Annotated in this window: 13 protein-coding genes; 11 read left to right on the top strand and 2 right to left on the bottom strand. The window is 59.2% G+C overall.

The genetic code is table 11. The features are described from left to right. The first annotated feature begins 136 nt into the window (after positions 1-136). Together D3Y59_RS08940 and D3Y59_RS08935 are read left to right on the top strand one after the other, a co-directional pair. Entirely contained in the window at positions 137-925 is a 789-nt protein-coding gene (locus tag D3Y59_RS08940) for a rhomboid family intramembrane serine protease (protein ID WP_119444740.1), read from the top strand. 13 nt (positions 926-938) lie between these two features. Next, complete coding sequence (locus tag D3Y59_RS08935; RefSeq protein WP_119444739.1) at positions 939-1829, top strand: rhomboid family intramembrane serine protease; 891 nt, start codon at positions 939-941, stop codon at positions 1827-1829. 265 nt (positions 1830-2094) lie between these two features. Here the strand turns inward: D3Y59_RS08935 and mdh are convergent, their stop codons facing one another. Together mdh and tilS are read right to left on the bottom strand one after the other, a co-directional pair. Next, the gene (mdh, locus tag D3Y59_RS08930; RefSeq protein ID WP_119444738.1) at positions 2095-3039 is read right to left on the bottom strand and encodes a malate dehydrogenase; all 945 of its coding nucleotides are present in this window, start codon (positions 3037-3039) and stop codon (positions 2095-2097) included. Between the two features lie 119 nt (positions 3040-3158). Next, positions 3159-4502 carry a tRNA lysidine(34) synthetase TilS gene (gene tilS / locus D3Y59_RS08925; RefSeq protein ID WP_119444737.1) on the bottom strand — a complete coding sequence of 448 codons (1344 nt, stop codon included), beginning with the start codon at positions 4500-4502 and terminating at the stop codon, positions 3159-3161. Between the two features lie 124 nt (positions 4503-4626). On the opposite strand from tilS, the gene D3Y59_RS08920 reads away from it, so the two are divergent. The 9 genes from D3Y59_RS08920 (at position 4627) to D3Y59_RS08885 (ending at position 13901) form a co-directional block, all read left to right on the top strand. Then, positions 4627-5595, top strand: a complete 969-nt coding sequence (locus tag D3Y59_RS08920) for a glycerophosphodiester phosphodiesterase (protein ID WP_162910656.1) — start codon at positions 4627-4629, stop codon at positions 5593-5595. A 26-nt stretch (positions 5596-5621) separates the two neighbouring features. After that, positions 5622-7370: an OstA-like protein gene (locus tag D3Y59_RS08915; protein ID WP_119444736.1), complete on the top strand. Its 1749-nt coding sequence runs from the start codon at positions 5622-5624 to the stop codon at positions 7368-7370. 101 nt (positions 7371-7471) lie between these two features. Then, the gene (locus tag D3Y59_RS08910) at positions 7472-8320 is read left to right on the top strand and encodes an outer membrane protein assembly factor BamD (RefSeq protein ID WP_119444735.1); all 849 of its coding nucleotides are present in this window, start codon (positions 7472-7474) and stop codon (positions 8318-8320) included. 54 nt (positions 8321-8374) lie between these two features. Further along, positions 8375-8716, top strand: a complete 342-nt coding sequence (locus D3Y59_RS08905) for a DNA-directed RNA polymerase subunit omega (RefSeq protein ID WP_119444734.1) — start codon at positions 8375-8377, stop codon at positions 8714-8716. Positions 8717-8737: 21 nt separating this feature from the next. Further along, the gene (locus D3Y59_RS18810; RefSeq protein WP_162910887.1) at positions 8738-9280 is read left to right on the top strand and encodes a flavoprotein; all 543 of its coding nucleotides are present in this window, start codon (positions 8738-8740) and stop codon (positions 9278-9280) included. 77 nt (positions 9281-9357) lie between these two features. Further along, positions 9358-10008, top strand: coding sequence for a phosphopantothenoylcysteine decarboxylase (locus D3Y59_RS18805; RefSeq protein ID WP_317127388.1), 651 nt, complete (start codon positions 9358-9360; stop codon positions 10006-10008). Then, positions 9998-10930 (top strand): type IX secretion system protein PorD, encoded by a 933-nt coding sequence (gene porD / locus D3Y59_RS08895; protein ID WP_119444733.1) that lies wholly within the window; start codon positions 9998-10000, stop codon positions 10928-10930. The genes D3Y59_RS18805 and porD overlap by 11 nt, the downstream gene beginning before the upstream one ends. A 245-nt stretch (positions 10931-11175) precedes the next feature. Beyond that, entirely contained in the window at positions 11176-12855 is a 1680-nt protein-coding gene (recN, locus tag D3Y59_RS08890; RefSeq protein WP_119444732.1) for a DNA repair protein RecN, read from the top strand. A gap of 218 nt (positions 12856-13073) precedes the next feature. Continuing rightward, positions 13074-13901 carry an enoyl-ACP reductase FabI gene (locus D3Y59_RS08885; protein ID WP_119444731.1) on the top strand — a complete coding sequence of 276 codons (828 nt, stop codon included), beginning with the start codon at positions 13074-13076 and terminating at the stop codon, positions 13899-13901. Positions 13902-14552 lie beyond the last annotated feature (651 nt).

The raw sequence follows: 14552 nt of genomic DNA, 5'->3' as shown, positions 1-14552 counted from the left end.
TACCTTCGCCCCGAGCGGCGGCCGGGTGGCGGTACCGCTGTGCCTGCTTGTTTTGCGTAAGCAGGTTTGTTGCCGGGCACCGGGTGCGCTTTCGGCGCCGGCTCCCATTCAGTTATTAGCCTAATCTGCTCTGCGTATGCTCAATGTCACCCCCATGGTGCGCAACCTGCTCCTAATTAACGTAGGGCTGTTGCTACTCGAAGGCATGGGTGCGCTTGGGGTAGTGCCGCTTTTGTTGGCCCTTTACCCCTGGACTTCCGACCTGTTTCAGCCCTTCCAGCACCTCACGTACATGTTTATGCACGCGGGTTGGGTGCATTTGCTGTCCAACATGTTTGGCCTGTTTTCCTTCGGGCCGATGCTGGAAATGCGCTGGGGCCCGCAGCGGTTCCTGGCTTTCTGGCTGATTTGCGGGGTAGGAGCGGGGGTGCTTTATTCCGGTATTCGGGAATATGAGTTGGCGCAAATGCGCGACGCGCGCAACGCCTTTGTGGAGTCGCCGAGCGCCGTGGGCTTCAGCGACTTTTACCGCGACTACTACCCGCAGGGCCAAGGCTACGAGATGGTGGCCCGCGACATTCAGCTAAACCCCGGCAATCAAAATAATATCAGGGGCGCAATCGAGAGCGTCGATACGATTTACGAGCGCGCGCTTAATGGCCCGATGGTGGGCGCCTCCGGGGCCCTCTTCGGCATTCTGCTGGCTTTTGCCTATCTTTTCCCCAATACGGAGCTGATGCTCCTGTTTTTTCCGTTTCCCATCAAGGCCAAGTATTTCGTGGCGCTGTACGGGCTGTACGAGCTCTACGCCGGCGTGGAGCGCAACCCCGGCGACAACGTGGCCCACTTCGCCCACCTGGGCGGAATGTTGTTCGGTTTCCTGCTGTTGAAATACTGGGAACGGCACCACTCGCGCTTCTACTAACCCACCTTTTGCCATGAGCATCTTCGCCGATATTCAGCAGACCTTCACCCGCCGCGACAACGCGCTGAATCAGCTGTTGGTCATCAACGTGCTGGTGTTTGCGTTGCTGGTGGTGATGCGCGCGGTGTTGCACCTGAGCAGCGTTGGCGACGCCTACGAAGTAGTGCTGCGCCAGCTGGCCATGCCCTCCGACCTGCCGAACCTGATTCGGCACCCCTGGACGGTACTCACCTATGCCTTTACCCACGACGGCTTTTTTCACATTCTGTTCAACATGCTAAACCTGTACTGGTTTGGCATGCTGGTGCGCGAGTACCTAGGCGACCGACGCCTGGTGAGCCTCTACATTCTGGGGGCCTTGGTAGGGGCGTTGTTTTTTGTGCTGAGCTACAATTTGGTGCCGGTGCTGCGGCCGGGTTTGGGCGTGCCCATGTTGGGTGCCTCGGGCGCCGTTACGGCTGTAATAGTAGCGGCGGCCACGCTCTTGCCCGATTACACTTTTAGTTTGCTGCTGATTGGCCCCGTGCGCATCAAGTACATTGCTGCGGCGGTGGTGCTGATTTCGATTGCCGGCATTAACGGTACCAACCCCGGCGGGCAAATTGCCCACCTAGGCGGCGCCGTGCTGGGCTTCGTGTACATCAACCAACTGCAGCGCGGCCGCGATTTGGGCCGGCCGGTTATTGCCGTAGGCGAATGGATTAACGGGTTGTTGCACGGGCGGCCGCGCTTGCGCGTAACGCACCGCAGCCCGCAAGCCAATGCGGCCGGTAGCAAGCGCGGCGGTTTGGCCCAACCGCCGCAAGAAGAAATCGACCTTATTCTGGACAAGATTTCGCGCTCCGGCTACGAAAGCCTTTCCAAGGACGAAAAGCAGAAGCTGTTTCGGGCCAGCCAGAAATAGTTTGCACTGATTGCGCTATGCAGCGGCCCCGCTCGGTAACTCCTGGGTGGGGCCGCTGCTTTTTGTCATTCCGAGCCAAGCGAGGAATTTGGGGAAAGCAGACGGCGGTTAGGCCCGAACCAGTAGCGCCACACTTGCGCGCGTCGTGATTTTGGGCAGGGCAAGACTCCACCAGATTCCTCGCTTGGCTCGGAATGACAGAAAACAAACGAGCCGCTACGCCCGAAGGCATAGCGGCTCGCGCAGTTCCGGCCGTTAAGCCGAGTTACGCGTTGGCGGGCTGGCCCATTTTGTCCAGCGCATCCATTACCTCTTTCACGTGGCCGCGCGAGGTTTCGAGCAGGGCCTTCTCGTCGTCGTTCAGCTGCAGCTCGATGATGCGCTCGATGCCGTTTTTGCCGAGGATAACCGGAGCACCCAGGTACACGCCGTCGATGCCGTACTCGCCTTTCAGCTCTACGCACACCGGGAACACGCGGCGCTGGTCGCGCACGATGGCCTCAACCATTTGCGCGGCGGCGGCACCCGGAGCGTACCAAGCCGAGGTACCCATCAGTTTCACCAGCTCGCCGCCGCCAACAGCGGTGCGCTGCACAATGGCGTCGAGTTGCTCTTTGCCGATCAGCTCGGTTACCGGAATGCCGCCCACGGTGGTGTAGCGGGGCAGGGGCACCATGGTGTCGCCGTGGCCACCCATCAGTACTGCCTGAATGTCTTTGGGACTTACATTCAGGGCCTCAGCCAAGAATGCACGGTAGCGAGCGGTATCGAGGATGCCAGCCATGCCAAATACCTTGGTGCGGTCGAGGCCCGAGGTGAGGTGCGCTTGGTAGGTCATCACGTCGAGCGGGTTTGATACCACGATGATGATGGCGTTGGGCGAGTACTTCACCACTTGCTCCGTTACCGACTTCACGATGCCGGCGTTAACCGAAATAAGGTCGTCGCGGCTCATGCCGGGCTTGCGGGGCAGGCCCGAGGTAATTACCACCACGTCCGAATCAGCGGTGCGGCTGTAATCGTTGGTTACGCCGATGGTACGCGAGTCGTAACCGATGATGGGAGCCTTCTGCCAAATGTCCAGAGCCTTGCCTTCGGCAATGCCTTCCTTGATGTCGACGAGAACAATTTCGTTGGCGATTTCGCGGGTAGCGAGTACGTCGGCGCAGGTAGCGCCCACGTTACCTGCCCCTACAACGGTTACTTTCATGGGGTACGGAATGGGAATTGAAAGATGGGGTTACGCGCTTGCAAGGTAGAAAGAGTGGCGCGAAGTAGCACCCCCGACAGCGAAGTAGCGCGGACTTTATGGCCCGCGCTGCCTAGGTTTTACTTCGTCGGTTGGCGTTGCAAGCGCACCTCCAGCACCCGCTGCGTTTCCTCCGTCACTTTAAACCGGTCGTCGGGGCGGTAGCCAACTACCCAGGTTACTTTGCCATCGGGCGTAACGAGCAACGGCACTTGCGGCTTCAGGTTCAGGGGTACTTTTTCGTCGATGAGAAAGTCGCTGAGCTTCTTTTTGCCCTTCAGGCCGATGGGCATAAACCAGTCGCCCTCGCGCCACTTGCGTAGCGTCAGCGGAAACTTCAGCTTGTCGGCATCGAAGGCGGCCACCTCGCGCGACCTAGGGATTTTGTAGCCCTCGGCCGGGCGCTCGGTTACCGTTAGGCGCAGGCCCTCGGCTACTAGCTCGGCTTGGCCTGCCTGTAGCTGAAAGGTACCGAAGCCACCTAGGTTTTTGGGCGTGATGACGAGTTGGTCGCGGTCTTTCACGAGCAAGTGCGTGGGCGACTCGAACTGCCGCCCCGACGTGGCCCGGAACGAGGCCACAATGTCCTTGACCACTAGCCACGAAAAATGAAAGGGCCGCAGCATTTCCTGCAATACCACGGCCGTGGCGGGCGTGGCCTGCAGCACCCCAATGTTGATGTACACGGCCTGATCTTCGTCGCGGCGGGCTTGCTGGGTGGCTTGCTCCACCATGTGCTGCACCAGCAACTCGGCGCCCTGCACGCGCTCGGCGGTGTGTTGCAGGGTTTCGTCGAGGTTGGGGTTTAGCTCGCGCAGGGTGGGCAGCACCTCGTGGCGCAGCTTGTTGCGCTGGTAAGCGGTGCTTTCGTTCGAGGAGTCTTCGCGCCACACCAGGCGGCGCTCCACCACGTAGTCAAACATATCCTCCTTGCCGATGCCCAGCAGCGGGCGTACCACGTGGCCTTGCCGGGCAGGTATGCCGTGCAGGCCGCGCAGCCCGGTGCCGTGCGTCAGGTTCAGGAGCATGGTTTCGGCGGCGTCGCGGCGGTGGTGCGCGGTGGCTATGTAACCCAGCTGTTGGGTGCGCCGCACCTGCTCGAACCACTGGTAGCGCAGCACACGGGCAGCCATTTGGGTTGACAAACCTTCTTGCTCGGCAAAACCCTTCGTGTCGAAGAACTCGGCGAAGTAAGGGGCGTCGTACTTCTTGGCCAGCTTGCGCACAAACTCCTCGTCGGCATCGGCCTCCTCGCCGCGCAAGCCGAAGTGGCAGTGCGCCACCGCCACGCCCACACCCAGGCGGTGCAGCACATCGAGCAGCACCACCGAATCCATGCCGCCGCTCACGGCCACCAGCAGCTGGTCGGTTTCGGGGTTGAACAGGTTGTTTTCGGCAATAAACTCACGAACGCGGTCGAGCATACAAGCACAGTACAAGGGGAGGCGCAAAGGTAGCGCCTGCTCGCCCCGCCGCGAAACCGCCTGGGTGGCTAAACCTAAGCGGCTGCCAATCAGTAGATCGAGTGTAAAGTATAGCCGATCTACTATGCTCAAACGTTACGCCGTTACCGTGCTGGCGCGCCGCGCCAATTGGCTGGTTTGTGTGCTTGGAGGTGTGTTGGCCGGCTGCAGCCGCCACGCGGGCAGCGGCAGCACCACCGTCGGCCCGGGCCACGCGCCGGTGCGGGTAATTGGGCACGCGGGTTCGGGGTTCTTCACGCCCATAAATCCGTTTAACCCGTTGCCGCCAAGCAGCCTGGCCGGGGTAGCCAAGGCCCTAGGTGCCGGCGCCGATGGGGTAGAGGTGGACGTGCAACTCAGCCAAGACAGCGTACCGGTGCTCTACCACGACGCCGAGCTGCAAAGCATGACCACCGGCCACGGCTGCGTAAGCCAGCACCGCGCCGCCGCCTTGCAGCAGCTGAGTTACCGCGGCGGCCCGCCTTACGATTGGTTTCAGCAGCAGCGCATTGCCACGCTCGAGCAACTGCTGCAGGAGCTAAGCAAACGGCCAGCGTTTCCGTACCTGCACCTTGATTTGCACGAAAACGATGCCTGCCAGCCCCAGCAGCCCCATGCTCGTTCGCCCAGGTTGGTGCGCGCCCTAGGTCGGTTGCTGCGGCAATACCAGGTGCCACCCGAGCGGGTGCTAATTGTGACGGAGCACGTGCCCACGCTTCGGCAATTTAAAACCGAGCTGCCCGGCGTGGCCCTAGGTCTGGAAATTACCGATCGGTTTAATGAGCGGTTGCCGCTAGCGGCCGTAGAGGGCGTGCGGGCGGTGGTGCTGCCCAAGCGCTTGGCCACGCCCGAGCACGTGGCGCAGGTGCGGTCGGCGGGCTTGCAAGTAGTGCTGTTTGGCGGGCGTTCGGGCAAATCCATCAGGCGCTTACTGGCCCTGCAGCCCGATGCCATTGAGGTAGACAACGTGCCGCAGATGCTGAAGCAGCTGGGCCGCAACCGTAGTCCCCGCACCAACCCGGCAAATGCACCAAACCTGACGCGTGTGCGTTAGGGCTGGGGTTCTGTACTTTTGCGCCGATGCGCCTTCGTTTCTTCTTCCTCTGCTTTTTGTTGCTGCTTGCGTCGGTGCCGCTGGTGTGGGCGCAGCGCCGCCCCGCCCAAACGGCTCCGCCCCAAAAAGGCCAACGCATTGAGCTGCTGCCGGGCGCTGGCGAATTGGTGGGCGGCGTGTTCAACGGCCGCCAAATCCGGAAGCTGATCGGCAACGTGAGTTTTCGGCAGGGCGATACGTACCTGTACTGCGACTCGGCCTACCAGTACGCCGACCGCAACGCCATTGAGGCCTTTAGCAACGTGCGTGTGGTGCAGAACGACACGGTTACCATAACCGGCGACCGTGGGTTTTACGACGGCGACGCCCGCCTGGCCCGCATGACCGGCAACGTAACGCTGCGCGACCCGCGCATCACGCTTACTACGCCCGCTCTTGATTACGACCTGAACCGTCGCATCGCTTTTTACCGCGACGGCGGCCACATCGTCGACTCCGAGAACACGCTCGATTCGCAGCGCGGCTACTACAACACCGAAACGCAGGTGTTCAGCTTCCGGGGCAACGTAAAGCTGGTGAGCAAGGATTACACCATCACCAACGACACGCTGCAGTTCAACACCCAAACCAAGGTGGCGTACTTCTTCGGGCCCACGCGCATTACGGGGCAGCAGGGCAACCTCTACGCCGAAAAAGGCACCTACAACACCCGCACGCGGGTGTCGGATTTCCAGCGCAACGCCAAAATCGAGACGCCAAACTACCTGCTAGGTGGCGACCAGCTGATTTACGACGAGGCCCGGCAGTACGGCGTGGCCCGCGGCAACGTGTCGATGACGGCCAAAAAGGACAACGTGGTGATTCGCGGCGACGTGGGCCGTTACTGGCGTACCCTAGGTCGGGCCAAGGTGTACGGCTCGCCGGTGATGCGCAGCATTGCCGACCGCGACACGCTGTACCTCGCCGCCGATACGCTGATGAGCGTGGAGCGCCGTGTAGCCAACGACCCCGGCATTATTTACGCTTACCGGCGCGTCAAAATTTACCGCGGCGAGCTGCAAGGCCGCTGCGACTCGCTTACCTACAACCGCCGCGACTCGGTGATTTACCTGAACACCAAGCCGGTGCTCTGGAATCAGAAAAACCAGCTCACGGCCGACTCGATGGAAATCCGACTGCGGCGGCAGAAGATTGACCAGATGCGGCTGTACGCCAACTCGTTTATCGTCGGCCAGGATACACTCCTGAACTTTAATCAGGTGAAAGGCCGCAACATGGTGGCCCACTTTAGCAACAGCAAGCTGCGCAAGGTTGATGTGCTGGGCAACGCCGAGAGCTTGTACCACGCCCTCGAAAACGACACCGCTACCACGGGCCTGAACAAAGCCGTATCGGCCAACATGGCCCTGCGCTTTGCCGATAACAAACTGCAAACCATCACCTTCCTCACCAACCCCGATGCGAGCTTTATACCGCCGCACGAGCTCAAGGAAGACGACAAACAGCTGAAAGGGTTTCAGTGGTTGATAGCCCAAAAGCCCACCCGCCGTGCCGTGTTGGGCAAGCATTTTGCGCCCGCTGCCAAGCCCAAAGGCAAACCGGCCAAGAAGGTGGCCGCAAAAAAAACGCCTGCCAAGGGCAAGGCCGCTGCCAAGCCGGCCGCCAAACCCGCTGCGCCCAAGCCCGCAGCCCGGCCGGCTAAGGCCGCTCCGGCTGCTAAACCAGCTCCTACCCAAAAGCCTGCTACCTTGGGCAGCACCAAACCCAAACGATAAGTGTTAGGGCTTGCACCAGCGCAACCTTTGCACCGGTGCTGGGCTCCTGTGGCTGAGCGGCTTTTGCGTTGGGCCGCCAAACCCTTACCTTTGTCCCCCTTATGTCCGTATTCCGCCTTCGCGTCGTCGCCTTGCTGATGAGCACCTTGCTGCTCGGTGCCTGCAGCTCTTACCAGAAGCTGCTGAAAAGCACCGACGTGAACAAGAAGTACACGGCGGCCATCGACTACTACGAAAACAAGCACGACTACTACAAGGCCGGCACCTTGCTGGAGCCGCTGATTCCGCTGCTGAAAGGCCGCCCCGAAGCCGAAAAGGCCGAGTTTTACTTTGCCAACACCAACTACCGCCAGCGCAACTATACGCTGAGCGCGTACTACTTCGATCAGTTTGCGGCTACGTACCCCGCTTCGCCGTTTGCCGAAGAGGCCGAGTTCATGCACGCCAAGTCGCTGTTCAAGGATTCGCCCGAATTTGAGCTCGATCAAACCAACACCTTCGCGGCGCTCGAGTCCATTCAGGAGTTCCTGAACCGCCGCCCCGAAAGCAAGTTCCGCTCCGAGGCCGAGGGCATGTCGAACGAGCTGCAGAAAAAGCTGGACGTGAAAGCCTTTGAATCGGCTAAACTCTACTACTCGCTGCGCTACTTTCAGTCGGCCGTGGTAGCCTTAAATGGGTTCCAGCAGCAATATCCTTCTTCGCCCTACGGCGAGCAGGTAGCATACCTCAAGTTCGTATCGCAGTACGAGCTAGCCCGCGAAAGCGTGGAAAACAAGCAGCGCGAGCGTTACGCCGAAGCCGTGGCGTATTACCAGGCCTTTGTCGATGCCTTCCCGCAAAGCAAAAACCTGAAAGATGCCGAGCAGCTGTACGACTCCGCTCAAAAATTCCTGAAAGAAAACCAGCCGGCCAGCGAGGGTGCCACCGCCACCACGCCCAAGGCGCAGTAACCAAACCGCCGCGTTTGGCCATATTTGTCCAGATTCCTCAACCATCACTTGGTTATGAAAGTACCTAGCAACGTTCCTGCTTCCATCGTTACCCGCAACCTGTCGGACTTCGTGAACGAAACCGGCAACGTGTACGAGTCGATTGCTATCATCTCGAAGCGCGCCAACCAGATTTCGGTGAAGCTCAAGGAAGAGCTGAACAGCAAGCTGGCCGAATTTGCCACCACCGTTGACAACCTCGAGGAGGTGTTCGAAAACCGCGAGCAAATCGAGATTTCGAAGCACTACGAGCGTCTGCCCAAGCCCACCAACCTGGCAATCGAGGAGTTCCTGGAAGGCAAAGTAACCTTCCGGATGCCCGAGCCGGAGGAGCCCACGGCCGAGAAAGCCGAGTAGGTTAGCAAAGCCTAGGCTGTGATGCTGGCAGGCCGCCGCATATTGCTGGGCGTGAGTGGCAGCATTGCCGCTTACAAATCGGCCGCATTGGTGCGGCTGCTGATAAAAGCCGGAGCCGAGGTGCAGGTAATCCTGACGCCCTCGGCTTCGGCTTTTGTTACGCCCATTACCCTTGCCACGCTCTCGAAGCGGCCCGTGCTGCAAGGCTTTATCAAGGACGAGCAGTCGGGTGTGTGGCACAACCACGTCGACCTAGGGCTGTGGGCCGATCTGCTGCTGATTGCCCCTGCCAGCGCCAATACCCTAGGTGCTTTGGCCAACGGCCTGTGCCCCAACTTGCTCACGGCCGTGTACCTTTCGGCGCGCTGCCCCACCATGGTAGCCCCAGCCATGGACCTGGATATGTACCAGCATCCGGCTACGCAGCGCAACCTGGAGCGCCTGCGGCAGGATGGTGTACAGGTGCTGGAGTCGCCGGCCGGCGAGCTAGCCAGCGGCCTCAGCGGCCCCGGCCGTATGCAGGAGCCGGAGGAAATCATTAGAATTCTAAATGATGAATTATGAATTCTGGATTCGCTAGCGACACTACCAACTCAAGTCAGAATTCAACATTCAGAATTCAGAATTCGCCCCAGCGTGTTTTGCTCACGGCTGGCCCCACTTACGAGCCCATCGATCCGGTGCGGTTTATCGGCAACCACTCCACCGGCAAAATGGGCTATGCCCTGGCGCAGGAGTTTGCCGATGCTGGGTTTGAGGTGACGTTGGTGAGCGGGCCTACCAACCTAAGCATTGAGCACCCAGCCGTGCAGGTAGTGCGGGTGCAAACAGCGCAGGAAATGTACGAAGCCGCTGCGGCCGTGGCTTCGCAGGCCGATATCTGGGTTTTTGCGGCGGCTGTGGCCGATTACCGGCCCGGCACCGTTGCCACCGAGAAGATAAAAAAGCGCGACGACGGCTCGGATGAAACCCTGGTGCTGGAACTGGTGAAGAACATCGACATTGCCGCCACGCTCGGCCAAACCAAACGGCCCGAACAATTTTCGGTGGGTTTTGCGTTGGAGACGCAGGACGAGCTGCGCCACGCCCAGGATAAGCTGCGGCGCAAGAACTTCGATCTGGTGGTGCTGAACTCGCTCCGCGATGCCGGCGCAGGTTTTCGCCACGATACCAACAAAATCACCCTCGTGGATGCCAACGGCGCCACGGCTTTCGAGCTAAAACCCAAAGCCGCCGTTGCCCACGATATTGTTTCCGCCATTGTTGCCCGCCTTCAGCCCCATGTTGCGTAACGGTATATATTTCTGCCTAGGTCTGCTGCTGCTCGTGCTGGCCGGCACCCGGCCCGTACAGGCGCAGGAGCTGCTGGCCGAAGTGGAAGTAACGGCCCAAAACGTGGCCATTACCGACCCGCAACTGATTAGCCGGATGCAGAAGGAAATTGCCGATTTCTTGAACAACCGGCGTTGGACGAACGACGTGTACAAGCCGGAAGAGCGCATTCGGTGCCGCATTTTCATCGGCATCAACGCCATTCCGCAAAACGGCACTTACCAAACCACGGCGCGCATTTTCAGCTCGCGGCCGGTGTACGGCACCGCCTACGAAACCAACCTGATGAGCTACGCGGAGTCGTGGCAGTTTACTTACCTGCCCGGCCAGCCGCTCGATTTTTCGGAGAATTCCTACGTCAACAACCTGTCGTCGATACTGGGCTTTTACGCCTACATGATTATCGGCATGGATCAGGACAGCTTCTCGCCCCTAGGTGGTTCGCGCTACTTCGACCGCGCCCGCAACATTTTGCAGGTGGCAGCCGGCCAGAGCACCGACGGCGACGACGGCTGGAAGGACAACGGCAAGCGCGACCAGCGCAGCCGCTACTGGCTGCTCAACGGCATGCAAGACCCGCAGCTCGAAGCCTTGCGCTCGGCCGTATACGCCTATTACCGCCAAGGGCTCGATGTGTTTATTCAGAAACCCGACGACGCCCGCAGCAGCATTTTCGCAGCGTTGCAGGGCATTCAGCAGGCCAACCAGCGGCGGCCGGGCTCCACGCTTATCCGTGCATTCTTCGAAACCAAGGCCGATGAAATTGCCAACATCTACCGCAGCAGCCAGTCGGCCGACCAGAAACAGGGCGTGGTAGCGCTGCTGCAGGAAGTTGACCCCACCAACTCGGCCAAGTACCAAGCCATTTTGCAACAACGCTGACCTGCGACCTAGGCGGTTGAGTTACCACACGTTAGCAGCAGCAAGCCGAACAAGGTTTGCCGCTGCTAATTTTTTTATCTGCGTCAGATTGCTTGCCAAGCCACTTTTTGTTATTATTTGCTAAGTGAGTTAGAAATGGTGCTTGCGGATGGGCTAAACGTTTTAGTAAGTTTGTGAGTATCCACTTGGCTGCCGCCTCGCCTAGGTGGCGCTTGTCCTCATCTATCCACGCAACCATCAACCTTATGCTGGTTGACCTCCGCATACAGAACTACGCCCTCATCGAGTCGCTGGAACTGCGGCCCTCGTCGCTGCTGAGCATTATCACGGGCGAAACCGGCGCCGGCAAGTCCATTATGCTCGGCGCTATTGGTTTGCTTTTGGGCAACCGGGCCGACTCGAAGCTGCTCTTCAACACCGCCAAAAAATGCGTGATTGAGGGCCAGTTCGACATTTCGGGCTACCACCTGCAGGACATTTTTGAGGCCGAAGACATCGATTACGACGCGCAGTGCATTTTGCGCCGCGAAATCAGCCCCAACGGCAAGTCGCGCGCGTTCGTGAACGATACCCCCGTGACGGTGGAAACGCTGCGAAAAGTGGGCGCCAACCTGATGGACATCCACTCGCAGCACGATACGCTGCTGCTCGGCGACGCGGTTTTTCAGCTGAACCTGATTGACTTATACGCCGGCCTGGTGCCCACCCGCACGCAGTACAGCAGCGCCTACCGGCAGTACCGCAAGCTCGCCGCCGACCTTAAACACCTCGAAGACCAGGTAGCCCAAGCCAACAAAGAGCTCGACTACCACAGCTTTTTGCTCAACGAACTGGAAGAGGCTCGCCTCGATGGCGACAACCAAGAAGCCTTAGAGCAGGAGCTGAAAGAGCTGGAGCACGCCGAAGAAATCAAGCAAAAACTCACGTACGCGCTGCAAAGCCTGTCGGAAGGGGAGTACTGTGCTACCTCGTCGCTAAAGGAGGCCAGCATTATGCTGGGGCACATTGCGGGCTACTCTGAGTCGGCACGTCAGCTAAAGGAGCGGCTCGAGTCGTGTTTGATTGAGCTGCGCGACATTGCCGACGAAACTGAGCTGGCCGAGCAGCGCACCGAAGCCGACCCGCGCCGCCTGGAGGAACTGCAGGCCCGCCTGACAGTGCTTTACAACCTGCAGCGCAAGCACCAAGTGCGCGACCTACAAAGCCTGCTAGCCGTGCGCGACGAGCTGCAGCAAAAAGTAGGCTCGGTGCTGAACCTCGACAAAGAAATTGGGCGCTTGCGCAAGGATGCGGAGGGCGCCCTGGCTACCGTAAACAAGCGTGCCGCCCACCTGTCGGAGCAGCGGCGCAAGGCCTTCCCGCAGTTCGAGCGCGAGCTTGCCGAGCTGCTCTTCGACCTAGGGATGCCCAACGCCCGCTTGGTGGTACAGCACAGCGCCGGCCAGCCAACCGCCAGCGGCACCGATGTTATTAGCCTGCTCTTCACGGCCAACAAAGGCGCCCAGCCGCAAACCCTGAGCAAAGCGGCCTCGGGCGGCGAGTTCTCGCGCCTGATGCTGTGCGTGAAGTACCTGCTCGCCGACAAAACGGCCCTGCCCACCATCGTGTTCGACGAAATCGACACGGGTATTTCGGGCGAAATTGCCGTGAAAGTGGGCCGCATGATGCAGCAAATGGCCAAGAAGCACCAGCTCATCACCATTTCGCACCTGCCGCAAATGGCTGCTGCCGGCGATGCGCACTTCTTCGTGTACAAAGAAGACCGCGCCGACCGCACGGTTAGCCGCATCCGGCGCCTGACGGAAGAGGAGCGCATCCGCGAAATCGCGCAGATGATTTCGGGGGCCCGCGTTACCGAAAACGCCGTGCAAAGCGCCCGCGAACTGCTCTCAATGCGCGGCGAAAGCGAGTTGGTAGCGGCGTAAACCCTGTTCTACTGAACGTCATTCCGAGCGCAGTCGAGGAGTTTTGCATGTTTGGTCAGATAGTAGATTGCTATCCGACGTCAGCACGCGAGATTCCTCGGCTGCGCTCGGAATGACGTTCTTTTTATTTCGCGAGCAGAGCGAAACATCACGTTCGGGCCGAAACCCTATTTTTGCCCATTCCATATTCCTTCCTCCGACTCGACTCAACCGTTTTTATGGCCAACAACCTACTTGCCGGCAAGCGCGGCATCATCTTCGGTGCGCTCAACGAACAATCTATTGCCTGGAAGGTAGCCCAGCGCTGCCACGAAGAAGGCGCTACGTTTGTGCTCAGCAACGCGCCCCTCGCCATGCGCATGGGCGAAATCAACAAGCTGGCCGAGCAGTGCAATGCTCCGATCATTGCGGCCGATGCCACTATTGTTGAAGACCTAGAGAAAGTATTCAGCGGCGCGGTGGAGCAACTGGGCGGCAAAATCGACTTCGTGCTGCACTCCATCGGCATGAGCCCGAACATCCGCAAAGGCAAGCATTACGGAGAGCTGAACTACGACTGGTTCCAGAAGACGCTCGACATCTCGGCGCTGTCGTTCCACAAGATGCTGCACGTGGCCGAGAAGCAGGACGCCCTGAACGAGTGGGGCTCGGTAGTAGCCCTGTCGTACATCGCGGCCCAGCGCGCTTTCCTCGACTACACCGATATGTCGCAGGCCAAGGCCGTGCTCGAGAGTATTGCCCGTAGCTACGGCCAGCGCCTAGGTACCCAAAAGAAGGTGCGCGTAAACACCATCTCGCAGTCGCCCACCAAAACCACGGCCGGCACCGGCATTAGCGGCTTCGACGCTTTTTACGAGTACGCCGACCGCCTCTCGCCGCTGGGCAACGCCCCGGCCGAGGCTTGCGCCGATTACTGCGTATCGCTGTTCTCGGACCTGACCCGTTACGTAACCATGCAAAACCTGATGCATGACGGTGGCTTCAGCACCACAGGTATTTCGGAGGCCATGGTGGAGGCCATTACCCACGCTACCAAGGAAGCTTAATCTTCTTACCCTTAGTTAAAAACAAAAGCCCGGCCGGTGAGGTCGGGCTTTTCTGTGCCTTTACAAACAAGAATTGCGGCGTAGTATAGAGGCAATCAATTGCTATTCGTGTTTCTAATTTTCGATAGTGTAAAAACCATATTGCATTACTTTGATTTTCACAGTAATACACTGGCTACTTAAACATGTTGTCCTAATGATCAGTTACATTTAATTCCGATTATAGGTAGCAAAACCTTAATGGTATACATCGAATCTCGTGAGTGGTTCAACCGCGCTGACTTGCGTAAGCAGTAGATGGTAACTTGTTCCGACTGCGGCGCCACCACTCTTAGAGGAAAAGAACCCACTGGCCCGGAACGTAGAGCAGGGTACCACTGCTGTACCTGAGGACGCACGCGTTGCGGTTCGCCCGGCCACAGCGCGTAACCTGATAGTAAGCAAACCTGCGCGCCTCGTCGTATGCATTGGTAAGTGCCTGGAATGGGCCGATTCGTACGCCGGTTACAAAAAAGCAATGGTGTAGCTTGTAATTTCGGAGCAGGCCGCGTTTTCGCAACTTGGGTGCGCCACAGTAGAAAAGGGCTTTCATGCCCGTTAGTACGGCTAATCCATAGGTTGCGCCACTATCAAAACTGGTAATACAGATTG

Source organism: Hymenobacter oligotrophus (assembly GCF_003574965.1).
GTDB lineage: Bacteria > Bacteroidota > Bacteroidia > Cytophagales > Hymenobacteraceae > Solirubrum > Solirubrum oligotrophum.
This window is presented reverse-complemented; position numbering and strand designations above follow the sequence as displayed.